Raw genomic sequence first — 18,515 nt, 5'->3', positions numbered from 1 at the left:
GTCCTCGCTCACCGAGCCCACTTGGTGACGGTGATCCGAGTGCCTCTGCCGGCCCCGGTGTCGATGTCGAACTCGTCGACCAGCCGGCGTGCGCCGCTGAGCCCCAGGCCGAGCCCACCGCCGGTGGTGTAGCCGTCGGTGAGCGCCAGGTCCAGGTCGGCGATCCCCGGCCCGGAGTCGGCGAACACGATCCGCACCCCGCGACGCCGCCCGTTGTCCATGGTCGTCACCTCGACGCTGCCGCCCCCGCCGTAGACCAGCGTGTTCCGGGCCAGCTCACTGGCCGCGGTGACCACCTTGGTCTGGTCGACCAGCGACAGCTTCGCGGCCACCGCCACCGTACGCACCAGCTGTCGGACGCGTACCACGTCCTCGTCGCTCCGGATCGCCTGCGCCTGCGGCTGACTCAGGTCGATGCCCGTGGTCACGCTGAATCCGTCGTCTCGGGTTCGTCGGTCTCGTCGTGGAACTCGTCGTCGTCCGGCGACTCGTCGGGGCGCGCGGCCGCGATCAACTCCATGCCGCGTTCGACGTTGAGCGCGGTCCGGATGCCGTTGAGCGACAGGCCCAGCTCGACCAGGGTGATGGCGACCGCCGGACGCATCCCGACCACGACGGTCTCGGCGTCGAGCACCTTGGAGATCGACGCGATGGTGGAGAGCATCCGACCGACGAACGAGTCGACGATGTCCAGCGCCGTGATGTCGATGATCACACCGTGGCTGCCGGTCGACACGATCCGCTCGGCGAGATCCTCCTGCAACTGGAGCGCCGTCTGGTCGGACATGTCGACCTGGATCGAGACCAGCAGGATGTCGCCGATCTTGAGGATCGGTACCCGCTCCATCAGGCCCCCCGGCGGGAGCGGCGCGACGTCTCCACGCCGGACAGGCGCAGCACGTGACGCAACGCGTCGGCGAGGCTCGCCTTGGTGGCGATGTCGCCGAACTCGATGCCGAGCGCCACGATCGTCTGGGCGATCTGCGGCCGGATGCCGGAGATGATGCATTCCGCGCCCATCAGCCGCGCGGCCACCACGGTCTTCAAGACGTGCTGGGCGACCTGGGTGTCCACCGCCGGTACGCCGGTGATGTCGATGATCGCGTACGGCGAGCCGGTGTCGACCAGGGTCTGGAGCAGCCGCTCCATCACCACCTGGGCCCGGGCGGAGTCCAGCGTGCCCACCAGTGGCACCGCGACCACGCCGTCCCAGAGCTTGACGACCGGGGTGGAGAGCTCGAGCAGCTGCTCCGCCTGGTCGGCGATCAGACCCTCCCGGGTGCGTACGAAGCTCTCGAAGGTGAACAGCCCCATCTGGTCGATAAGGCCGGAGAACGCCACGAAATCGCGGAGGACGCTCTCGCCGCCGCGGGCCTCCAGCAGCTCCAGCAGCACTTCCTTGAGGGCGTAGACGCTGATCGCCGTCTCGGTGGCGGAGAAGCCCTGCCGGGCCCGCCCCCGGGACAGCTCGCCGAGCACGGCACGCAGCTCGGCGGCGTGCTCGGCGTCGACGTCGACGATCCCGTTCTCGGCCGTCGTGAGGATGGCCCGGTGCAGTTCCTGGAGCTGCCTACGCAGTTCGGCCTGGCTGAGCCGGCCGCGCAGCTGCACCGCCACGGCCTCCGTCCAGCGCTGCGTGACCTGGTCGACGTGCTCGCTCAGCAGAGCTGCGAGCCGGCCGCTCTCCTCGGCGTTCAACGCCATTACCAACCCCCTCGACCCGGACCGGGCGGACTCTATCACCGGAACCCGCCCAACTACTTGCCGCGCAGCAATGGAATGATGCTGGCCACCAGATCGCCGCGCCCGTTCCGCGTACGGCGGGGGTCGTGGGATACCGTTCCACCGATAACAGGAGGTCTGGCGAATGTCCCTGACGGTGCACACGGAACAGCGCGGCGACGTGGTCGTCGTGTCGGTCGCTGGCGAGCTGGACATGGCGACCGCACCGCAGCTGCAGGATCAGATCACCGACCTGCTCGACAAGGGCCGCAGCCGCCTGGTGTTCGACCTGGCGGAGGTCTCGTTCTGCGACTCCACCGGGCTGTCGGTGTTCGTACGGGCCAAGAACAGCTGCGACGAGGTGGGTGGCGTGGTCCGGCTGGCCGCGCCTCAGCGGGGCGTGCTGCGCATCCTCGAGGTCAGCGGCCTGGTCGAGGTGCTTCAGACGTACCCGACGGTCGAACAGGCGGTCGCCGGGGACCCGACACCCGCCTCCTCCTGACCCTTCCGGCTTACTGCTCGTCCTCGATGTGCCGGGGACGGGCGATCGCTATGCCCGCGCTCGTCTGCACCGCGAGGGCGACCAGCAGGAGGACGATCGGCGCGGTCCAGCCGCCGGTCCGCTCGTAGAGCACGCCGACGAGGAACGGGCCGAGCGCCGCGATGACATAGCCGGCGCTCTGCGCGAACGCCGAGAGCGCCACCGTTCCCTCTGGCGTACGGGCGCGCAGCCCGATGGCGGCCAGGATCATCGGGAAGGCACCCTGGCCGATCGCCAGCAGGGCCACCCAGAGCAGCGCGCCGCCGTGTGGCGCCAACGCGAGTCCGACGTACGCCAGGGTCGACGCGACGGTCAGCCCGAGCACCAGCGGGTGCAGAGTACGCAGCCGACCGGCCACCGTCGGCATGAGCATGGCGATCGGCACGCCGAGCGCGGTCACCCCGGCGAGCAGCAGGCCGGCCTGCTCAGGCTGGAAGCCGGAGTCGCGGAAGAGCTGAGCCAGCCAGCCCATGATCGCGTACCCGCTGAGCGACTGCGCGCCGAAGTAGATCGCCATGGCCCAGCCGAGCCGGGTCCGCGCGGGCCGGATCCGGGCCGGAGACTGCCCCGCCGTGACGGCCGCGGCTCGCGGCGATCGGGCGCGCCGCGCCAACGGCACCCACGGAAGCACCGCCAGCACGGCCAGCGCGGCCCAGACACCCAGGCCGGCACGCCACGAACCGAACGCGTGCGCGATCGGCACCGCCGTGGCGGCGGCCACCGCCGTCCCCGCGGTGAGGGTCATGGTGTACGCCCCGGTGATGAGCCCGGCGCGGTGCGGGAAGTGCTGTTTCACCAGCATCGGCAGCAGGATGTTGGCGACCGCGATGCCGGCCAGGGCCAGTGCGCTGGTGAGCAGGAACACCACCGCCGAGTCGGTGACCGCCCGCAGCACCTGACCGATGACGAGGACGACCATTCCGGCCACCAGCATCCGGGCGGGCGCGAACCGGCGGACCAGCCACGGGGTGAGCGCCCCGAGTCCGGCGAACGCGATCGTCGGCAGGGTGGTGGCGATGCCCGCCGTCGTGCCGGAGAGCCCGATGCCGTCCCGCACCTCGTCGAGCAGGGCTCCGAGGCTGGTGACGGCGGCGCGCAGGTTGAGCGCGACGAGGAGCATGCCGGCGAGTACCAGGGCCCCTCCGGTGGCTGGACGGCCGGCGGGACGCGTCCCGGGCGCCGGCGACTCCGGAGCGGTGGGCACGTCGGCGACGGTCGCGAAACCGGCGGCGGCCGGTGGGGGCGGCGGTGTCATGCGGTTGAACCTACAATCATGGGATGAATTCCGGGCCGGTGATGTAACCAGTGACACCATCAGTCGATTCCCCGCCGGTGCCGCCCCGCGGGCAGCGGATACGCGAGACGATCGCCCAGCTCAGGGAGCGGATCCTGGCCGGCGAATGGCCGGTCGGCAGCCGCATCCCCACCGAGCCCCAGTTGGTCGCGGCGCTCGGGGTCGGGCGCAACACGGTTCGCGAGGCGGTCCGGGCGCTCCAGCACGCCGGGGTGCTGGAGTGCCGGCAGGGCTCCGGGACGTACGTGGTGTCGACCGACGAACTCGCTCCCGTGGTGGCCCGTCAGCTCACCGACGACCGGATGACCGAGGTGATCGAGGTACGCCGCGCCTTCGAGGTGGAGGCCGCCCGGCTCGCGGCGCTCCGGCGTACACCCGAGGACCTGGCCGCCCTCGACGACGCGCTCGCGGCCCGCGAGGCCGCATGGCACGGCGGCCGGGCCGACGAGTTCGTGGAGGCCGACATCGCCCTGCACACGGCGGTGGTCGCCGCGGCGCACAACCGGATGCTCGCCGAGCTGTACTCCTCGGTCGGCACCGCGCTGCGCAGCAGCCTCACGCAGACGATCGGCGCGACGATGACCCCGGAGCATCCCATCGACCACGCCCGACTGGTCGACGCGATCCGGGCCGGTGATCCCGAGCGGGCGGCCCGCGAGGCCGGTGCTTTCCTGGAGCCGGTGCCCAAGGCATAGGTTGTCCCGGACGGAAAACCGGACAGCGCGGGAGTACGGATGCTCAAGGGCTTCAAAGACTTCATCATGCGGGGCAACGTCGTCGACCTGGCGGTCGGTGTCGTCATCGGTGCCGCGTTCACAGGCGTGGTGACCCAGCTCACCAAGTCGTTCCTCGACCCGCTGATCCGGGTCTTCGTGCTGCTCGTGACGGGCAGCACGAAGGGCATCTCCGGCACTGCCCCGAAGATCCGCGGCATCGAGTTCGACTGGATCGCGTTCCTCAACGCGCTGATCACTTTCCTGCTCACCGCGGCGGCGCTGTACTTCCTGGTCGTCTACCCGATGAACAAGCTGGCCGAGCGGCGGCGGCGGGGCGAGGAGCCGCCGCCCGCCGCGCCCAGCGAGGAGGTCAAGCTGCTCACCGAGATCCGCGACGCGCTGGTCGCGGCCGGTCACCGGACGCCCGCCCAGCAGCGCGGCGCGCTCGACGACATGCTCGGCCGGCACGAACCGCCCACCGCGCGCTGAACCAGGCAGCGACACATCGGCCCCCGCGGGATTCCCGTGGGGGCCGCACATTCTCGTACGTATGTTCGATAGAGTCCGCGCATGGAGCAGCGGAAGCACTGGTGGAACGGGAAATGGGGGCGGCTGGCGCGGCGGGACGTGTTCCTCCGCGTGGACGGCGACCGGTGGCACGTCGAGCAGCGGGCCGGCGGCGCCGAGGGCGTCTCCCGTTTCTACGAGTACGACAGTGCCGACGAGGCCGAGGAGACGGTCCGCGCGCTGCTCGAGGGCACGGACGGCTGGCGTGAGTTGTCGCCGCGCCCGCCGGGCGGCTGGGGCCCGCCGAGCACCTGACCCTCCGGGTCGGCCCCGGGTGGCGTTTAGCGTCGCGTCGCCCCGGGAACCGCGTCGGGATGAGGCAGCAGGGCGACCAGCAGACCATTTCCCGGATCACCACCGGGATGCCGGTGATCGACGCCGACGGAGTCGAGGTCGGCACGGTGGATCTCGTCCAGCGGGGTGACCCGAATGCGGTGACGGTGCAGACACCGACCGCCGACCCGGGCAGCAGCCTGGACGAGCTGATCGAGTCGACCGCGGTCCGGGAGCCGGACGTGCCGGCGGACCTGGCCGCCCGCCTGATGCACGGCGGCTACCTGAAGGTGAGCACCGAGCTCGCCGGCACCGGGGCGGTCTACGTGCCCGCCGACTGGATCGGCGCCGTCACCGACGGCCGGGTACGCCTCGACGTCCCGGCCGCCGACCTGCCCGCCGAGGAGTGACCCGAACCGATCGGTCAACGCCGGCTCAGCACCGGCTCCGCGTCCGGTACGGGATCCGGCTGGGCACGTCGGCGGCGACGGAAGAGCAGGAGCATCAGGCAGCCCGCTACCAGCCCCCAGAACGCGCCGCCCACGCCGAGCAGGGCCACCCCGGAGGCGGTGACCACGAAGGTCACCACCGCGGCCTCGCGTCGCTCCGGCTCGGCCACGGCCGAGGTCACCGCCGAGGTCAGCGCGGTGGCCAGCGCGCCGAGCAGGGCCAGCCCGGCGACCGCCTCGATCAGCACCGGCGGGGCGATCGCCACCAGCGCGGTGGCTGCCCCGGCGCCCAGCCCGAGCAGGGCGAGACCGATCCCCGCCGTCACCGAGGCGATCCAGCGCCGATCGGGATCGGGGTGGGCGTCCGGGCCGGCGGCCAGCGCGGCGGTGATCGCGGCCAGGTTCACCGCGTGACCGCCGGCCGGGGCGGCCAGCAGGCTGGCGACACCGGTGGTCCGCAGTGCGGCGGTGAACGGTGGCCGGTAGCCGTAGCCGACCAGCACCGCCGTGCCGGGCACGTTCTGCGCGGCCATGGTGACCAGGAAGAGCGGTAGCGCGAGTCCGATCAGGACCGGCACGTTCCAGGACGGCGGAGTCAGCTCGACCACCGGGCGCAGGTCAACCGCGCCGAGGCCGGCGCCGGACGAGGTGGAGGCGATCGCCGCCACCGCGGCCACCAGCGCACCCGGCACCGCCCAGGGACGGGCGTACCGGTGCAGCAGCAGCCAGGCGACGACCACCGGGCCGGCCAGCCGGGGCACCTCGACCAGGGCGCGTACCGGCGCGACGCAGAGCGGCAGCAGCACGCCGGCGAGCATCGCGCCGGCGATCGGTTTCGGGATGGCCGCCACCGCGCGGCCGAGCGGCGGGATCAGCCCGGCCGCCACGATCAGCGCTCCGGAGACGAGGAAGGCTCCGGCGGCGGCGGGCCAGCCGCCGGGCACCGGCCCGGTAGCGACCAGCAACGCCGCGCCCGGGGTGGACCAGGCGACACTCATCGGCATCCGGTGGCGCAGGCCGAGCCAGGTGGCGGCGAGGCCGGACGCCACGCAGAGCGCCAGCAGTCCGGAGGCGGCCTGCTCGGTGTCGGCCCCGACCGCCCGCAGGCCGGCCAGTACGACGGTGAACGAGCTGGCGAAGCCGACCAGCGCGGTGACCACGCCCGCCAGCACGGGTTGGAGTCGTACCGCCACGCCACCCTCCCCTCCCACGGCGTTCCGTTTACGGAACGGTGGTTTGTAGCACCATAGCGAGGTGCCTCAGCCACCACCAGGGCACCGTGCCCTCGACGCCGATCCGAGCGTGATCGGCGCCCGGGTACGTGGACTGCGCGAGGAGAAGGGGATCTCGCTCTCCGCCCTGGCCCGGCTCGCCGGCGTGGGGAAGGCGACCCTGTCCGGCCTGGAGAACGGCACCCGGAACCCCACGCTGGAGACGCTCTACGCGGTCACCGCCCAGCTCGGCGTACCGCTGACCGCGGTGCTCGCCGAACCGGCCGCGGCGCCCACCGTGCACGGTGCGGCGGTGCACGCCACAGTGCTCGAGGTGTTCACCGACGCCGACGCGACCTACGAGCTCTACCGGATGCGGGTCTCCCCCGGGACCGGGCAGCTCTCCCCGGCGCACCAGCCCGGCGTCACCGAACACGTCACGGTCTTCTCCGGGGTGCTGCGCGCCGGTCCGGCGGACGCGCCGTCGACCGCCGCGGCCGGCGGGTACCTGCGCTGGGACTCCGATGTGCCACACAGCTACGCGGCGGTCGGCGACGAGGAGGTCACCGCCAGCCTGCTGCTGCGCTACCCGCGGCGCTGACGGGCGTGCGCGCCGGACCCGACCGGCGCGGACCCTGGTCGCGCCCGCTCAGCGCTCGACCGGCGTGGGCACCGGCAGCCGCCGCCGTACGGCCCAGAGCGCGACCTCCGTCCGCGAGGCCGCCCCGGTCTTGCGCAGCAGGTTGGACACGTGCACGGTGACGGTACGCACCGAGATGCCGAGCGCCTTCGCCACCTGCTTGTTCGACATCCCGGCGACCAGACAGCCGAGCACCTCGACCTCCCGGCCGGTCAGCTCCGCCTCGTCGACACCTGACGTTCCCGCCGGGCGGGCGGGACGGGGCGCGGACCGCGCCGGCTCCATCGAGCGGGGAGCGCCCGCCGGACGAGCCGACTGCCGGGGGCCGGAGGTAGCGATCAGCGTCGCCATCGGTTGACCGGCGTGCGCGGCGAGCAGTTCGGTCAACGCGAACGGGTTGCCGCCGGTGCGCCGCCAGACCGCGGTCGCCAGCCGCCCGGACGGGCGCGAACCCGGGTACACCTGGCTGAGCACCTCGGCGACCTCGGCGCTGCGCAGCGGCCCGAGATGCTGGCGGACGGCGCCGGGTACGCCGCAGAGCCGGGCGAGCGCACGGACCGCCAGGTCAGGCGCGACGGCCTCCTCGGCGGGCCGGGTCGCGACCACGAGCAGGGCGGGCAGTTCGGCGGCGGTGGCCAGCTCGCCGATCAGGTTGAGGCTCGCCGGGTCGAGCGCGTGCAGATCCTCGACCACCAGCACGGCCGGGCCGGCGCCGACGAGCAGCCGCACCGTCCGGACGGCGAGCCGGAGCAGGGCACCGGGCGCGTACCGCTCCAGGGGCGAGGTCGGATGCTGGGCCAACCAGGCCAGCGCGTCCGGCGGCAGGTCGAGGAGGCTGGTGTCCCGTCCGCTGAGCACAGCGGCCAGCCAGTCGTACGGGGCGGGGCTGTGTACCCGCGCGGCGCCGGAGAGCACCACCGCCGGACGCGGGGTCAACGCGTCCAGGGCCGCGGCGACGAGCAGGCTCTTGCCCACTCCCGCGCCGCCGGTGACCACCGCCACGGTCGGCGCCGCCCGTCGCCCGGCAACCACGGTGGACCATGCCCGGTCGAACTCGGCCAGCTCACGGGCGCGCCCCACCAGCGACACCGGCATCATTCCTCAACCCTACGCAGTAGTGCGTAGAGACGCGGGTGGGGTGTTCTTGGCAAGCTAAGCGCATGACGCTCATCCTCCGCTCGGCCATCCTCAACGACATCGGCCTGGTCCGGACCAACAACGAGGACTCCGCCCTCGCCGGTGACCGGCTGGTCGCCGTCGCAGACGGCATGGGCGGACTACCCGCGGGGGAGGTGGCGAGCGAGATCGTCATCCGGATCCTGGACGAGCTGGCTCCGCCGGCCGAGCCGGAGCCCGCCATGGACGCGCTGCGGGCCGTGGTGAGCACCGCCAACCAACGCATCCACGCCGCCATCACCGTCGATCCCGCCCGCGACGGCATGGGTACGACGCTGACGGCCGCCCTGCTCGCCGGCGAGACTCTGGTGCTGGCGCAGGTCGGCGACTCACGCTGCTACCTGCTGCGGGACAACAAGCTGACGCAGCTGACCCGGGACGACACGTTCGTGCAGGCCCTCGTCGACCAGGGGGCGCTCACTCCCGACCAGGCCCGGCACCACCCCCAACGGTCTCTCGTGACCCGAGCCGTGCAGGGGGCGGACAGTCCGCCGACGATCGGCACGTTGACCGTCCAGGCCGGTGACCGGCTGCTGTTGTGCAGCGACGGCCTCTCCGACTACGTCGAGGACGCGGCCATCGCGGTGACCCTCGGCGCGTACGGCGATCGGCAGCTCTGCGGTGAGCAGCTGGTCAAGCTCGCGCACCAGGCCGGCGCGCCGGACAACGTGACGGTGGTGGTCTCCGACGTCACCCTGGTCGCCTGATGGCGGCCGTCCGCCGGATCAGTTCCGAGGAGCGCCTGACCACCAGCTTCGTGCTGAGCGCGTACGCCTTCGAGGCGACTCCGCGTACCTTGCGCCGGGCCGAGGAGTTCCGGAACTACCTGCCGTACAACGAGGGCAACCGGACGCTGATCGTCGAGGAGGACGGGGAGACCCTGGCGGCCGCCTCGGCCATCCCGATGCGACAGAACCTGCGTGGCGCGGTGCTGCCCATGGCCGGTGTCGCGGGCGTGGCGACCCACCCGCTGGCCCGCCGGCAGGGGCACGTCCGGACGCTGCTGCGCCAGCTCCTCGACGAGATGCGCGACGAGGGTCATCGGCTGACCGCGCTCTACCCGTTCCGCCCCAGTTTCTACGCGCGGTTCGGCTACGTCGGGCTGCCCAAGCCGCGTACGGCCACCTTCTCCCCGGCCGACCTGTCCCCGCTGCTCCGCGCCGAACTGCCCGGCGAGGTGGGTTGGGAGCGGATCGGCACCGGCTACCCGGCGTGGCGCGAGTTCACCGAACGCTGCCTGCACGACCGGCACGGTTTCGCGCTCTTCCCCGACTACCGGGACGTCCGGCTGCGCGACGACGACGACCGCTGGCTGCTCACCGCCCGGGTCGACGGCGCGCTGGCCGGCGTGGTCACGTACCGGATCGACGAACACGGTGGCGAACTGGCCGCCGACGATCTGCTCGTCGCCGACCCGTACGCCCGGGCCCTGCTGTTGCAGTTCTTCGCCCGCCACGTCGACCAGGTGGAGCGGGTCAGTGTCCGGCTGGCCGCAGACGAGCTGCCGGAGCTGTGGCTCACCGACCTCGCCGTGCACGTGGAGGCGCGGGTGGCCCGACCGGGTTCCTCGGCTCCGATGGCGCGGCTGCTCGCACTGGACGCCCTGACCGGGTTGCCGGCCGGCCCGGGGCGGGTACGCGTCGAGTTGACCGGCGACCGCTGGCTGGCGGGCAGCCACCTGCTCGACGGCACCACCGGCTCGCTGGAACTCCTCGACGGTACGACCACCACGTCCGTGCCGACGGCCACGCTCACCGCCGCCGGGCTCTCCGCACTGGCGTACGGGGTGCTCGACCCGATCGAGGTCCACCTGCGCGGGCTCGGGCAGGTGCCGGCCGACGCCGCCGCCGAACTGCGCCGGATCTTCCCGCGCCAGCTGCCGTACCTCTTCGCCGACTTCTGAGAGTTCCGGTCGCGATCGGGTTTCCGGCCGCGACCGGCACGGGTACGGTCCCGGAGTGCCGGAGTGGTTGCAGGCGGGTGGTTGGGGGCTGCTGGCCGGGTCCGCCCTGCTGATCGGGGCGGCGGTCGGGTGGTACACCCACGTACCCCGGTGGATCAATGCGTCGATCATGGCGTTCGGCGCGGGCGTGCTGCTGTCCGCCGCCGCGTTCGAACTGATCGACAAGGCGCACGAGCGGGGTGGGGTGTTCCCGACCGCGATCGGGGCGGCCGGCGGCGCCGTGGCCTACACGCTCGCCAACGTCGAGCTGGCCCGGCGCGGCACCCGCCATCGGAAACGTTCCGGCCGGCAACCCTCCGAGAAGGAGAAGCCCGGTTCCGGTCAAGCCATCGCCGTCGGCGCGGTACTCGACGGCATACCCGAGTCGGTGGTGATCGGCGCGAGCCTGCTCGCCGGCAGCGCGGTCAGCCTGGTCACCGTGGTCGCGGTCTTTCTCAGCAACGTCCCCGAAGGGCTGTCCAGCGCCGCCGGGATGCGGCGGGCCGGCCGGAGTGGACGGTTCGTCTTCCTGCTCTGGAGCGGTATCGCGCTGCTCAGCGGGGTGGCCGCACTGGGCGGAAACGTCCTGCTGGGCGGTGCGTCGCCGGCGCTGTTGGCCGGAATCACCGCACTCGCCGCCGGGGCGATCCTCGCGATGATCACCGACACCATGGTTCCCGAGGCGTTCGAGGACGCTCACCTCCTGGTCGGTCTGATCACCGTGGCCGGCTTCCTGACCGCGTACGCCCTGGGCCACATCTGAGGTGGCACCGCCGCTCGCATCGATCCGGTCGCGGGCGGCTTAGCAACGGGTTAAGCCGGCCCGGGGCGGTCCTCCGCGCTCCCTAGCATCGTGGCGTGCGCACCGGATCCCCCCTCGCTCTCCTCGCCGCCGGCCTCCTCGCCCTGTCCGCCTGCGGCACGGTCGACCCGGCGCCGACGGCGCCGCCGGTCACGCCCTCGGTCAGCGCCGGGTCGCCGACCGGCGCGCAGCAGGCGGCGCCGGCGGCCCGGACCGGGTTCGGCAGCCCGAGCCCGTCCCCGTCGAAGCGGCCGCCGATCGCGTTCCGGGCCGGGAACCCGAAGGGGGACGCGCCGGTGCCGGCCGAGGCGCGAGCCGTGGACACCTCGAAGCCGACCCGGACGGTCGGCAGCGGAACCCCGGCGAGCTGCACGTCGGCCGCCGTGGTGAAGGCCGTCGCGGCCGGCGGCGTCATCACCTTCGACTGCGGACCGGATCCGGTGACGATCCGGATGACCGCCACGGCCAAGGTACGCAACGCCAACGGGCCGAAGGTGGTGCTGGACGGCGGTGGCAAGGTCACCCTGAGCGGTCAGGGCAAGCGACGGATCCTCTACATGAACACGTGCGACGAGGCGCAGGGCTGGACCACCTCGCACTGCCAGAACCAGGACCACCCGCAGCTCACCATCCAGAACATCACCTTCGCCGAGGGCAACTCCACGGGCGAGCAGGCCGAGGGCGGTGGGGGTGGCGCGGTCTTAGTCCGGGGTGGCCGGGTGAAGGTGGTCAACGCGCGGTTCGTCCGTAACCGCTGCGACCGTACCGGGCCGGACCTGGGCGGCGCCGCGCTGCGGGTGCTCAGCCAGTACGAGAACAAGCCGGTGTACGTCGTGAACAGCACCTTCGAGAACGGTTCCTGCTCGAACGGCGGCGCGTTGAGCAGCATCGGCGTGTCATGGACCGTGCTGAACAGCGTCTTCACCGGCAACGAGGCGATCGGTAGCGGCGCGAACCCGGCGAAGTCCGGTACGCCGGGCGGCGGGAGCGGCGGCGCGATCTACTGCGACGGCAACCGCTTCACCGTCCGGATCGCCGGCACGGTGATCGAGAACAACGAGGCCAACGAGGGTGGCGGCGCGATCTTCTTCGTCAGCAACGACCGGACGGGCACGATGACGATCGACGACTCCACGCTCCGCCGCAACCGCAGCGGCCAGTTCGAGACCCCCGGCCACCCCGGCATCTTCTTCCTCGGCGCCCGCCTGACCTGACCCCTCTCTGCGGGGTGGGTCAGTAGGGGTTCTGGTGGGCGGTGGGGTTGCCCTTCAGGAGGGCGGCCAGGCGGCCGGGGAGCTCGGGTGCGGCGGACATGGGCGGGCTGGCGGTGTGGGCGCGCTCGGCCATCCCGGTGAAGAGCTCCTTCAGTGCGGCGAGCGCGTCGACCCGTGGCTGCCAGCCCAGCTCGGTCTCGGCGCGTTCGCTCGACATCAGCGGCGAACTCAGCGCCAACTGCACCCAGCCGGCGTCGATCGGTTGCAGCCGCGCGTACCAGGTCAGCTTCGCCGCCGCGAGCAGCACCGGGGCGGCGACCGGCACGGTCCAGCCGTGAAAGTGCCGGGCCACCAGCTCCGGCGTCAGCACCGGGTCCGCGGCCAGGTTGAAGGCGCCGCGCGCGTCGCCCAGGGCCGCCCGGGTGTACGCCTCGGCGACGTCGTCGGTGTGCACCGCCTGCATCCGCAGCCGGCGGTGAGTCGGTACGAGCGGGATCCGGTTGAACCGGAGCAGTTGGACCGGCACCAGGGGACCGAGGAAGTAGCGGCTGATCTCGGTGGCCGCGTCCCGCTGGAAGTTCAACCCGGGTCGCATCCGCACCACCCGCAGCTCCGGATGCTCCCGTTCGGCGTCGTCGAGCAGCGCCTCCACCTCGGCCTTGTCCCGGCTGTACGACGATTCGGGTACTCCCGTCGCCGGCCAGCGCTCGCTCACCGGGTGGTCCTTCGGGCCGGGCGCGTACACGCCCACCGACGACGCGAACACCAAGGCCGGCACCTTGGCCCGGACCACCGCGTCGATCACCGCCCGGCTGCCGCCGACGTTGGTCCGGTGCAGCACCCGCTGGTCGTGGCTGGGCTGGATCTGCCAGGCCAGGTGCACGACCGCCCCGGCCCCGGCGAACACCTCGGCGAGCTGGTCCGCCGCGCCGGGCATGCCGATGTCGCAGGAGTGCCACTCCACCTGGTCGTACGGCTCCCCCGAGTCCGGCCCCGGCAGCCGGCGGACGACTCCGGCCAGCTCCACGTCCCGCTCCCGGCGCAGCCGGCGCAACAGGGCCGTCCCGGCGTTACCACTGGCCCCGACCACCACGATCCGCATGCCCGACCGTACCCGCCCAGACCGCCCCTATACGTCCACATCTGGGTGGACGCCCGTCAGGGGCGCGGTGCGTGCCGGACCCAGCCGTGCTTCTCGTCGCGGCGGCGGCCCTCCGTCGCGGCCAGGCAGCGCGGGCAGATCCGACCGATCGGATCCGCGTCGGTGAGGACGTCGGTCGAGGAGTAGCCGAACGGTACGTGCGGAAAGCGCCGCAGCCGGGCCCGGCTCAGCGGGAGCCCGCAGACCGTCTGGTTCTGCCCGGGCAGCCAGGCGTGCACCTCGCCGCCCGGCTCCCGTACGCCGTCGGGGCCGACCTCCTCGCCGGAGGCCGCGACGGCCGGTCTGCTGCTCGCACGCATGACGGACCGGTTCCCGATGCCGGCGGTTCCATGCCTGGCCCCTGCACGCCCGAGCCGTAGCCGAGCGGCGTCGTTCACGGCGGGGCCGTGGCCGAGCGGAGTCGTTCACGACGCCGCCGCAATGGCCGAGCCCGCCGGCCGGGTGGGTTCCCCACCCGGCCGGCGTCCGGACCCGCCATGGAAGCCCGCCCCGGAAGGCTGGCAGCGGCGGGTACCGGTCTGGGACGACCGTCTCAGTGCTTCTTGAACACCGGCATGGTGTCCAGCGTGGTGGTGATGTTCTGCGTGGTGCCGCCCTGGTACGTCTTCCCGGTGAAGATGTCGGTCCAGTCGTTGCCCGGCGGGAACCACACCGACGTCGTGGCGGTGTTGCCCGGCGTCGTCACCGGTGCCACCAGGTAGTCCGGGCCGTAGAGGTACTCGGAACCGGCGGTGGCGTACGCGGCCTGCTCGTTCGGGTATGCCAGGTACATCGAGCGGACGATGGGCGTACCCGTGCGGGTGGCCTCCTCGGCGGCGGCGTAGGTGTACGGCAGTAGTTCCTCCCGCAGGTTCAGGAACTTCTTGGCCGAGGCCTCCGCCTCCGGGCCGTACTGCGAGGGCAGCCGGTCGCTGTGGTTGGAGTGCAGGCGGTCGATCGGCTGGAACGTGCCGAACTGGACCCACCGGGCGTAGAGGTCGTCCGGCAGCTTCGTGCTGCCCGGCTCGCTGCCCGGCTGCTGCAGGCCGCCCGTGTGCCCGCCGATGTCGTGGCTGACCGCGGCCAGCCCGGTCGCGGCCGACTCGCCCGGCGTGTAGCCGACCTCCATCTGCAGGGTCTGCCAGTTGGAAGTGGTGTCGCCGGTGAAGTGCAGGGTGGTGCGCTTGTCGGCCCACGGTCCGGTCGCCACCGGGGTCGGGCTGCTGTAGCCACCGGCCTGCAACGACCCGTACGCCCGGGAGAACGCGAAACCGGTCTTGTCGGCGTACTGCTGGTTGATCCAGGCGTCCGGAGTCACCCCGGCGAGCGAGGACTTCGAGTTGTCACAGCACCAGTCCATCCACCAGAGGTCCGGGCCCTTGCTGCCCTTCGGCACCATCTGGTCGTGCAGCTGCAGGTACGCCTTGAGCTGGTCCGGGTCGCCGAAGTCGAACGCGTAGCAGTCGGCACCGCCGTTGCAGCCGACACGCTGCAGCTTGCCCTTCGCGGTGGCCTGCGCCTGCGCGAACTTCGGATCCGAGCCGAGGATGCTCGGGTGGATGTTGATGCCGGTGTGCAGGCCCTCCTTCTTGGCCCACTGGAAGAACGCCTTCGGGTCCGGGATCCGGGTGGAGTCGATGCTCCAGCCGTTCCACTTGTCCGGCGCCTTGATGTCGGTGTCGAGGACGAGCACGTCCATCGGCACACCCTCGGCCTTGGCCTTGGCCACGACGTCCTGGAATTCGCTGGCGGTGCGGTCGTAGTACTCGGACCACCACACCCCGTACGCCCACTTCGGCAGCAGCTTCGTGGGCCCGGTCAGGGTCGACAGCTCCTTCAGACCACGGGTGTAGTCCTGCCCGTACGCGAAGACGTAGGCATCCTGCTCCGCGGCGGGCCGCGGCTTGGTGTCGCGCAGGGCCGAGGCCGAGTCGTCGAGCAGGTACCAGCCGTCCTGGTAGAGCAGGCCCGCACTGGTGAGCGCGGCACCGTTCACGCCGTCCAGGCCCCGGCGGTAGCCGCCGAGCGGCGCGTGCGGGGCCAGCAGCGGGGAGTCGGCGCTGGTGACGGCGACCGTGTCCACGTTGACGTTGCAGCTGCTGTCCGTGGGGCAGCCCAGCGTCACGGTGTTGGTGCCACCATCGAGGTGGACCGGGACGGAAACCGTGTTCCAGTAGTCCCACCCGCTGGTCGGCGGAAGGGTCGCCGTGACCGGCGCCGCCGTTCCGGCAGTGACCGACATGGTGCGCGACTGGACCGGCTGGGAGCCGGCCTGGCCGTTGGCGTAGCGGATCTGCACCCGGTAGTCACCGGCGGACGGGACATCGGTCACGGTGAGCGCGACGGCGGAGGTGGTGTTCTCCAGGCCGGCCAGGAATCCCGTACCGGAAGCGCCGTTGTGGTCGTTGGCGGGCCTCGCACCGCCGCTCAGCGCGCCGGTCTCCGCCTCGCCCAGCGTGCCGAACCGCAGGGGCTGCGGCTGGGGCGCGGCCGGCGCCGGGAACGAGTCGCCCGGGTTGACCATCGCGAGACTGTCGATGTTCACGTTGCCGGAGTCGTCGGGACCCCGCACGACACTGATCTCGTGCCGGCCCGCGGTGAGGTCGACCGGCACGCTGGCCAGCCCCCAGGTGTCCCAGTTCGCGGTGGGCGGCAGCGTCAGCGTGGGGCCGGCCTCGCCGTCGACCTGGACCGTCAGGGTGCGGGCCTGGTTCTGGCCGTCGCCACCGGTGCTGTTGGCGTAGCGGACGGTGAGCTGCTTCGTGCCGCTGTCCGAAGCATCCACCGCGAACTTGACCGAGTCGCCGGACGAGGCGAAACCGGCCGCGAAGCCGCGTCCGGTGTATCCCCGGTGGTCGGTGGCCACCCCGGGGCCGCTGAGCTGCAGCGATTCGGCCTCGCAGAGCACGCCGAAAGCGCAGTCCGGAGCAGCACGGTCGGCCCAGGGACGGCCCTGCACGACCTGCTCGCCGGTCTTGAGCTGCACGGTCAGGTTGTCGGCGTTGAACGCGCCCGAGCCGACCCGGTAACGCAACGTCATCGCGCCGGTGTCGATGGTGAGCCAGCCGTTCTCGACGTGCTTCGTGAAACGCGTACGGGGGAAGTCATCGCGCCCGATGGCGTTGAACGTGGCGGCGTCGGTGAACTTGCCGTCCTTCTGGTACTCGGTGCGGATCAGGGTCGGGGACAGCACCTCGAAACGTGCGTCACCCGACCGAACGGCGTTGTCCTTCGCCTTGTTGGGGCTGGCCTGGGCCGGCGCGGACGGAGCGAGTGCCAGTCCCGTGATGAGGATGCCGGCCGTGGCGGCTGCTGTCGCGCCGCGGCGGCGTAGATCCCGATAGAGCAAAGTGCGCTCCTCGTCTCATATGGAGGAAATCAGTCAATGACAACGTTGTCATTTGGTGGAAACACATGTCAACGGGCCTTGGAGGGTGTCCCTTCTCTCTTCCGTCGACGGTCGCACTCGTCCGGCGGTCGACGGAAGATGCCGGACGCCTGCGCCGTGACGCTCGATCGCCGGCCGCGACGCCATTGCCATCGGGAACAGCAGGGTCCGAGCTGAGCTTCGTCTGCGGAGCCACCAGGGCCCGGCCGAAGGCCCTTGACGCTGTCCGCCACGCATGATCGCCTATGGCCGCCGGGGCACGACGGAGGTAGGGCATGCCATTTGCGGAGCCACCATGCGGCGCCTGCTGTTACGCCTTCACTGACACTCAGTGCGGTGACTGCTACTCGTCCTGCATCGCCGGGAGGGCGGACTTGGCTGCCTGGCTGTCATTGCCGGGGGTGATCGTCCATGCGGTGTGGGGGGTGCTGGCGAGCCCGTCGACAAACTGGTCGTCGCCCGCGAGCATCCCTTCCCGCCTGGCCATTGGCCTGATCAAGGGATATCGGCAGCGCATCTCGTCGCGAACGGCGGCGCGGTGCCGGTTCGCGCCGACGTGCAGCGCATACGGCTTGGCGGCGATCAAGTCGTACGGTGTCCTGCGGGGTTGCCAGATGATTCACCACCGATTGGTTCGGTGCCGGCCGATCGTCGCGATCGGCACGGCCGACCCGGTGCCACTGAAGGCACTGGCAGGTCGTCCGGCGTGAGCGCCGCCGACCGCATCGGCACGGGTCACTGACTGCTTCCGGCCGCCCGTCGGCGACCCCGCCGGGGAATGCGGGCTCAGGCTCTCGACTGCTGCCAGCTGGTGGTGGCCCGCGTCAACGAGCAGATGTAGGGCACCGTCGGACGACGTTCCAGACCGACCAGCGCCGAGGCTCGGCCGCCTTGCCGCCGCCCCACTGCCTGAGTGACAACGTACGGGGGCGGTCAGCAGGGCGGGCCGCACCGAGCGATTCGGCAGCTGTCAGCAGAGTGGCACCGAGAAGCACCGTGTCTTTCAATAGGAATTGCCCCAACTGAGAGAGGCTGAATTTCCCCTGCCCTTCCTGCCGGGCCTCGGGCGTCGTGACCAGGAAACTGAGCGTGGTGAGGAACATCCCGACCGCTCCGAGGCTGCCGATCGCCGACGCTCTCGGCGCGAACGGCTTCGCGGCGATCAGGGAGCCCACGGTGATCTCCGTGATCCCGATGAGTCGGTTGAGCTTCTGTGCGCCCAACTTCTGGCGGAGCCGCGAGAACAGCGGACTCGAAGTCACCAGGGGCTCGTCGTTCTGGACCTCGTACTGCTTGAACTTGAGCGCACCGATCCACAAGATGTTCGTCGCCAGTCCGTAGCGCACGACCGAGAAGCCCAAAGAGGCGAGGTCATCGGCGGAGGCTCGTCGTGTGCCCATCGCGCTCCCTAGTCGCTGTGTCGACGGTCGGCGTGCTGG

Annotated in this window: 22 protein-coding genes; 11 read left to right on the top strand and 11 right to left on the bottom strand. The window is 71.8% G+C overall.

Features of this window, described 5'->3' with window-relative positions:
* Positions 1-8: 8 nt before the first annotated feature.
* From BXA10_RS07460 to BXA10_RS07450, 3 genes are read right to left on the bottom strand one after another with little or no spacing between them, the layout of a single operon-like run.
* Positions 9-428 carry an ATP-binding protein gene (locus BXA10_RS07460; protein WP_076468974.1) on the bottom strand — a complete coding sequence of 140 codons (420 nt, stop codon included), beginning with the start codon at positions 426-428 and terminating at the stop codon, positions 9-11.
* Positions 425-847, bottom strand: coding sequence for an STAS domain-containing protein (locus tag BXA10_RS07455; RefSeq protein ID WP_076468972.1), 423 nt, complete (start codon positions 845-847; stop codon positions 425-427). Before BXA10_RS07455 ends, BXA10_RS07460 begins: the two co-directional genes overlap by 4 nt.
* Entirely contained in the window at positions 847-1,704 is an 858-nt protein-coding gene (locus tag BXA10_RS07450; protein ID WP_076468970.1) for an STAS domain-containing protein, read from the bottom strand. The genes BXA10_RS07455 and BXA10_RS07450 overlap by 1 nt, the downstream gene beginning before the upstream one ends.
* A gap of 163 nt (positions 1,705-1,867) precedes the next feature.
* Between BXA10_RS07450 and BXA10_RS07445 the strand changes: the two genes are divergently transcribed.
* Entirely contained in the window at positions 1,868-2,224 is a 357-nt protein-coding gene (locus BXA10_RS07445; RefSeq protein WP_076468967.1) for an STAS domain-containing protein, read from the top strand.
* A gap of 10 nt (positions 2,225-2,234) precedes the next feature.
* Here BXA10_RS07445 and BXA10_RS07440 read toward each other — a convergent pair whose 3' ends face one another.
* Positions 2,235-3,518, bottom strand: a complete 1,284-nt coding sequence (locus BXA10_RS07440; RefSeq protein ID WP_076468965.1) for an MFS transporter — start codon at positions 3,516-3,518, stop codon at positions 2,235-2,237.
* A 50-nt stretch (positions 3,519-3,568) separates the two neighbouring features.
* Here BXA10_RS07440 and BXA10_RS07435 point away from each other — a divergent pair, with 50 nt between their 5' ends.
* The 4 genes from BXA10_RS07435 (at position 3,569) to BXA10_RS07420 (ending at position 5,523) form a co-directional block, all read left to right on the top strand.
* Entirely contained in the window at positions 3,569-4,252 is a 684-nt protein-coding gene (locus tag BXA10_RS07435) for a FadR/GntR family transcriptional regulator (protein ID WP_076468963.1), read from the top strand.
* 39 nt (positions 4,253-4,291) lie between these two features.
* Positions 4,292-4,762, top strand: coding sequence for a large conductance mechanosensitive channel protein MscL (mscL, locus tag BXA10_RS07430; protein ID WP_076468961.1), 471 nt, complete (start codon positions 4,292-4,294; stop codon positions 4,760-4,762).
* Between the two features lie 81 nt (positions 4,763-4,843).
* The gene (locus BXA10_RS07425) at positions 4,844-5,095 is read left to right on the top strand and encodes a hypothetical protein (protein ID WP_076468958.1); all 252 of its coding nucleotides are present in this window, start codon (positions 4,844-4,846) and stop codon (positions 5,093-5,095) included.
* A 59-nt stretch (positions 5,096-5,154) separates the two neighbouring features.
* Positions 5,155-5,523 (top strand): hypothetical protein, encoded by a 369-nt coding sequence (locus BXA10_RS07420; protein WP_076468955.1) that lies wholly within the window; start codon positions 5,155-5,157, stop codon positions 5,521-5,523.
* A 14-nt stretch (positions 5,524-5,537) separates the two neighbouring features.
* Here BXA10_RS07420 and BXA10_RS07415 read toward each other — a convergent pair whose 3' ends face one another.
* The gene (locus tag BXA10_RS07415) at positions 5,538-6,755 is read right to left on the bottom strand and encodes a benzoate/H(+) symporter BenE family transporter (protein ID WP_076468952.1); all 1,218 of its coding nucleotides are present in this window, start codon (positions 6,753-6,755) and stop codon (positions 5,538-5,540) included.
* 61 nt (positions 6,756-6,816) lie between these two features.
* Here BXA10_RS07415 and BXA10_RS07410 point away from each other — a divergent pair, with 61 nt between their 5' ends.
* Complete coding sequence (locus BXA10_RS07410; protein ID WP_175649138.1) at positions 6,817-7,374, top strand: helix-turn-helix domain-containing protein; 558 nt, start codon at positions 6,817-6,819, stop codon at positions 7,372-7,374.
* A gap of 48 nt (positions 7,375-7,422) precedes the next feature.
* Here BXA10_RS07410 and BXA10_RS07405 read toward each other — a convergent pair whose 3' ends face one another.
* Complete coding sequence (locus BXA10_RS07405) at positions 7,423-8,511, bottom strand: response regulator transcription factor (protein ID WP_076468948.1); 1,089 nt, start codon at positions 8,509-8,511, stop codon at positions 7,423-7,425.
* Positions 8,512-8,573: 62 nt separating this feature from the next.
* Here BXA10_RS07405 and BXA10_RS07400 point away from each other — a divergent pair, with 62 nt between their 5' ends.
* The 4 genes from BXA10_RS07400 (at position 8,574) to BXA10_RS07385 (ending at position 12,547) form a co-directional block, all read left to right on the top strand.
* Positions 8,574-9,296, top strand: a complete 723-nt coding sequence (locus tag BXA10_RS07400) for a PP2C family protein-serine/threonine phosphatase (RefSeq protein ID WP_076468946.1) — start codon at positions 8,574-8,576, stop codon at positions 9,294-9,296.
* Positions 9,296-10,492, top strand: a complete 1,197-nt coding sequence (locus tag BXA10_RS07395; RefSeq protein ID WP_076468944.1) for a GNAT family N-acetyltransferase — start codon at positions 9,296-9,298, stop codon at positions 10,490-10,492. Before BXA10_RS07400 ends, BXA10_RS07395 begins: the two co-directional genes overlap by 1 nt.
* 55 nt (positions 10,493-10,547) lie before the next feature.
* Positions 10,548-11,294 carry a ZIP family metal transporter gene (locus tag BXA10_RS07390; protein ID WP_076468942.1) on the top strand — a complete coding sequence of 249 codons (747 nt, stop codon included), beginning with the start codon at positions 10,548-10,550 and terminating at the stop codon, positions 11,292-11,294.
* A gap of 95 nt (positions 11,295-11,389) precedes the next feature.
* Positions 11,390-12,547, top strand: coding sequence for a hypothetical protein (locus tag BXA10_RS07385; protein WP_076468940.1), 1,158 nt, complete (start codon positions 11,390-11,392; stop codon positions 12,545-12,547).
* A 19-nt stretch (positions 12,548-12,566) separates the two neighbouring features.
* Here BXA10_RS07385 and BXA10_RS07380 read toward each other — a convergent pair whose 3' ends face one another.
* The 4 genes from BXA10_RS07380 to BXA10_RS32065 form a co-directional block, all read right to left on the bottom strand.
* Positions 12,567-13,649: an NAD-dependent epimerase/dehydratase family protein gene (locus tag BXA10_RS07380; protein ID WP_076468939.1), complete on the bottom strand. Its 1,083-nt coding sequence runs from the start codon at positions 13,647-13,649 to the stop codon at positions 12,567-12,569.
* A 56-nt stretch (positions 13,650-13,705) separates the two neighbouring features.
* Positions 13,706-14,008 (bottom strand): hypothetical protein, encoded by a 303-nt coding sequence (locus BXA10_RS07375; RefSeq protein WP_076468937.1) that lies wholly within the window; start codon positions 14,006-14,008, stop codon positions 13,706-13,708.
* 233 nt (positions 14,009-14,241) lie between these two features.
* Entirely contained in the window at positions 14,242-17,037 is a 2,796-nt protein-coding gene (locus BXA10_RS07370; RefSeq protein ID WP_076468936.1) for a TIM-barrel domain-containing protein, read from the bottom strand.
* A gap of 382 nt (positions 17,038-17,419) precedes the next feature.
* Entirely contained in the window at positions 17,420-17,662 is a 243-nt protein-coding gene (locus BXA10_RS32065; protein WP_245828167.1) for a hypothetical protein, read from the bottom strand.
* Between BXA10_RS32065 and yidD the strand changes: the two genes are divergently transcribed.
* Positions 17,544-17,786, top strand: coding sequence for a membrane protein insertion efficiency factor YidD (gene yidD / locus BXA10_RS32060; RefSeq protein WP_245828163.1), 243 nt, complete (start codon positions 17,544-17,546; stop codon positions 17,784-17,786). The genes BXA10_RS32065 and yidD overlap by 119 nt on opposite strands.
* 114 nt (positions 17,787-17,900) lie before the next feature.
* Here yidD and BXA10_RS07360 read toward each other — a convergent pair whose 3' ends face one another.
* Complete coding sequence (locus BXA10_RS07360) at positions 17,901-18,476, bottom strand: YkgB family protein (RefSeq protein WP_076468934.1); 576 nt, start codon at positions 18,474-18,476, stop codon at positions 17,901-17,903.
* Between the last annotated feature and the right edge of the window lie 39 nt (positions 18,477-18,515).

Source organism: Micromonospora avicenniae, assembly GCF_900156065.1.
Taxonomy (GTDB): domain Bacteria; phylum Actinomycetota; class Actinomycetes; order Mycobacteriales; family Micromonosporaceae; genus Micromonospora; species Micromonospora avicenniae.
This window is presented reverse-complemented; position numbering and strand designations above follow the sequence as displayed.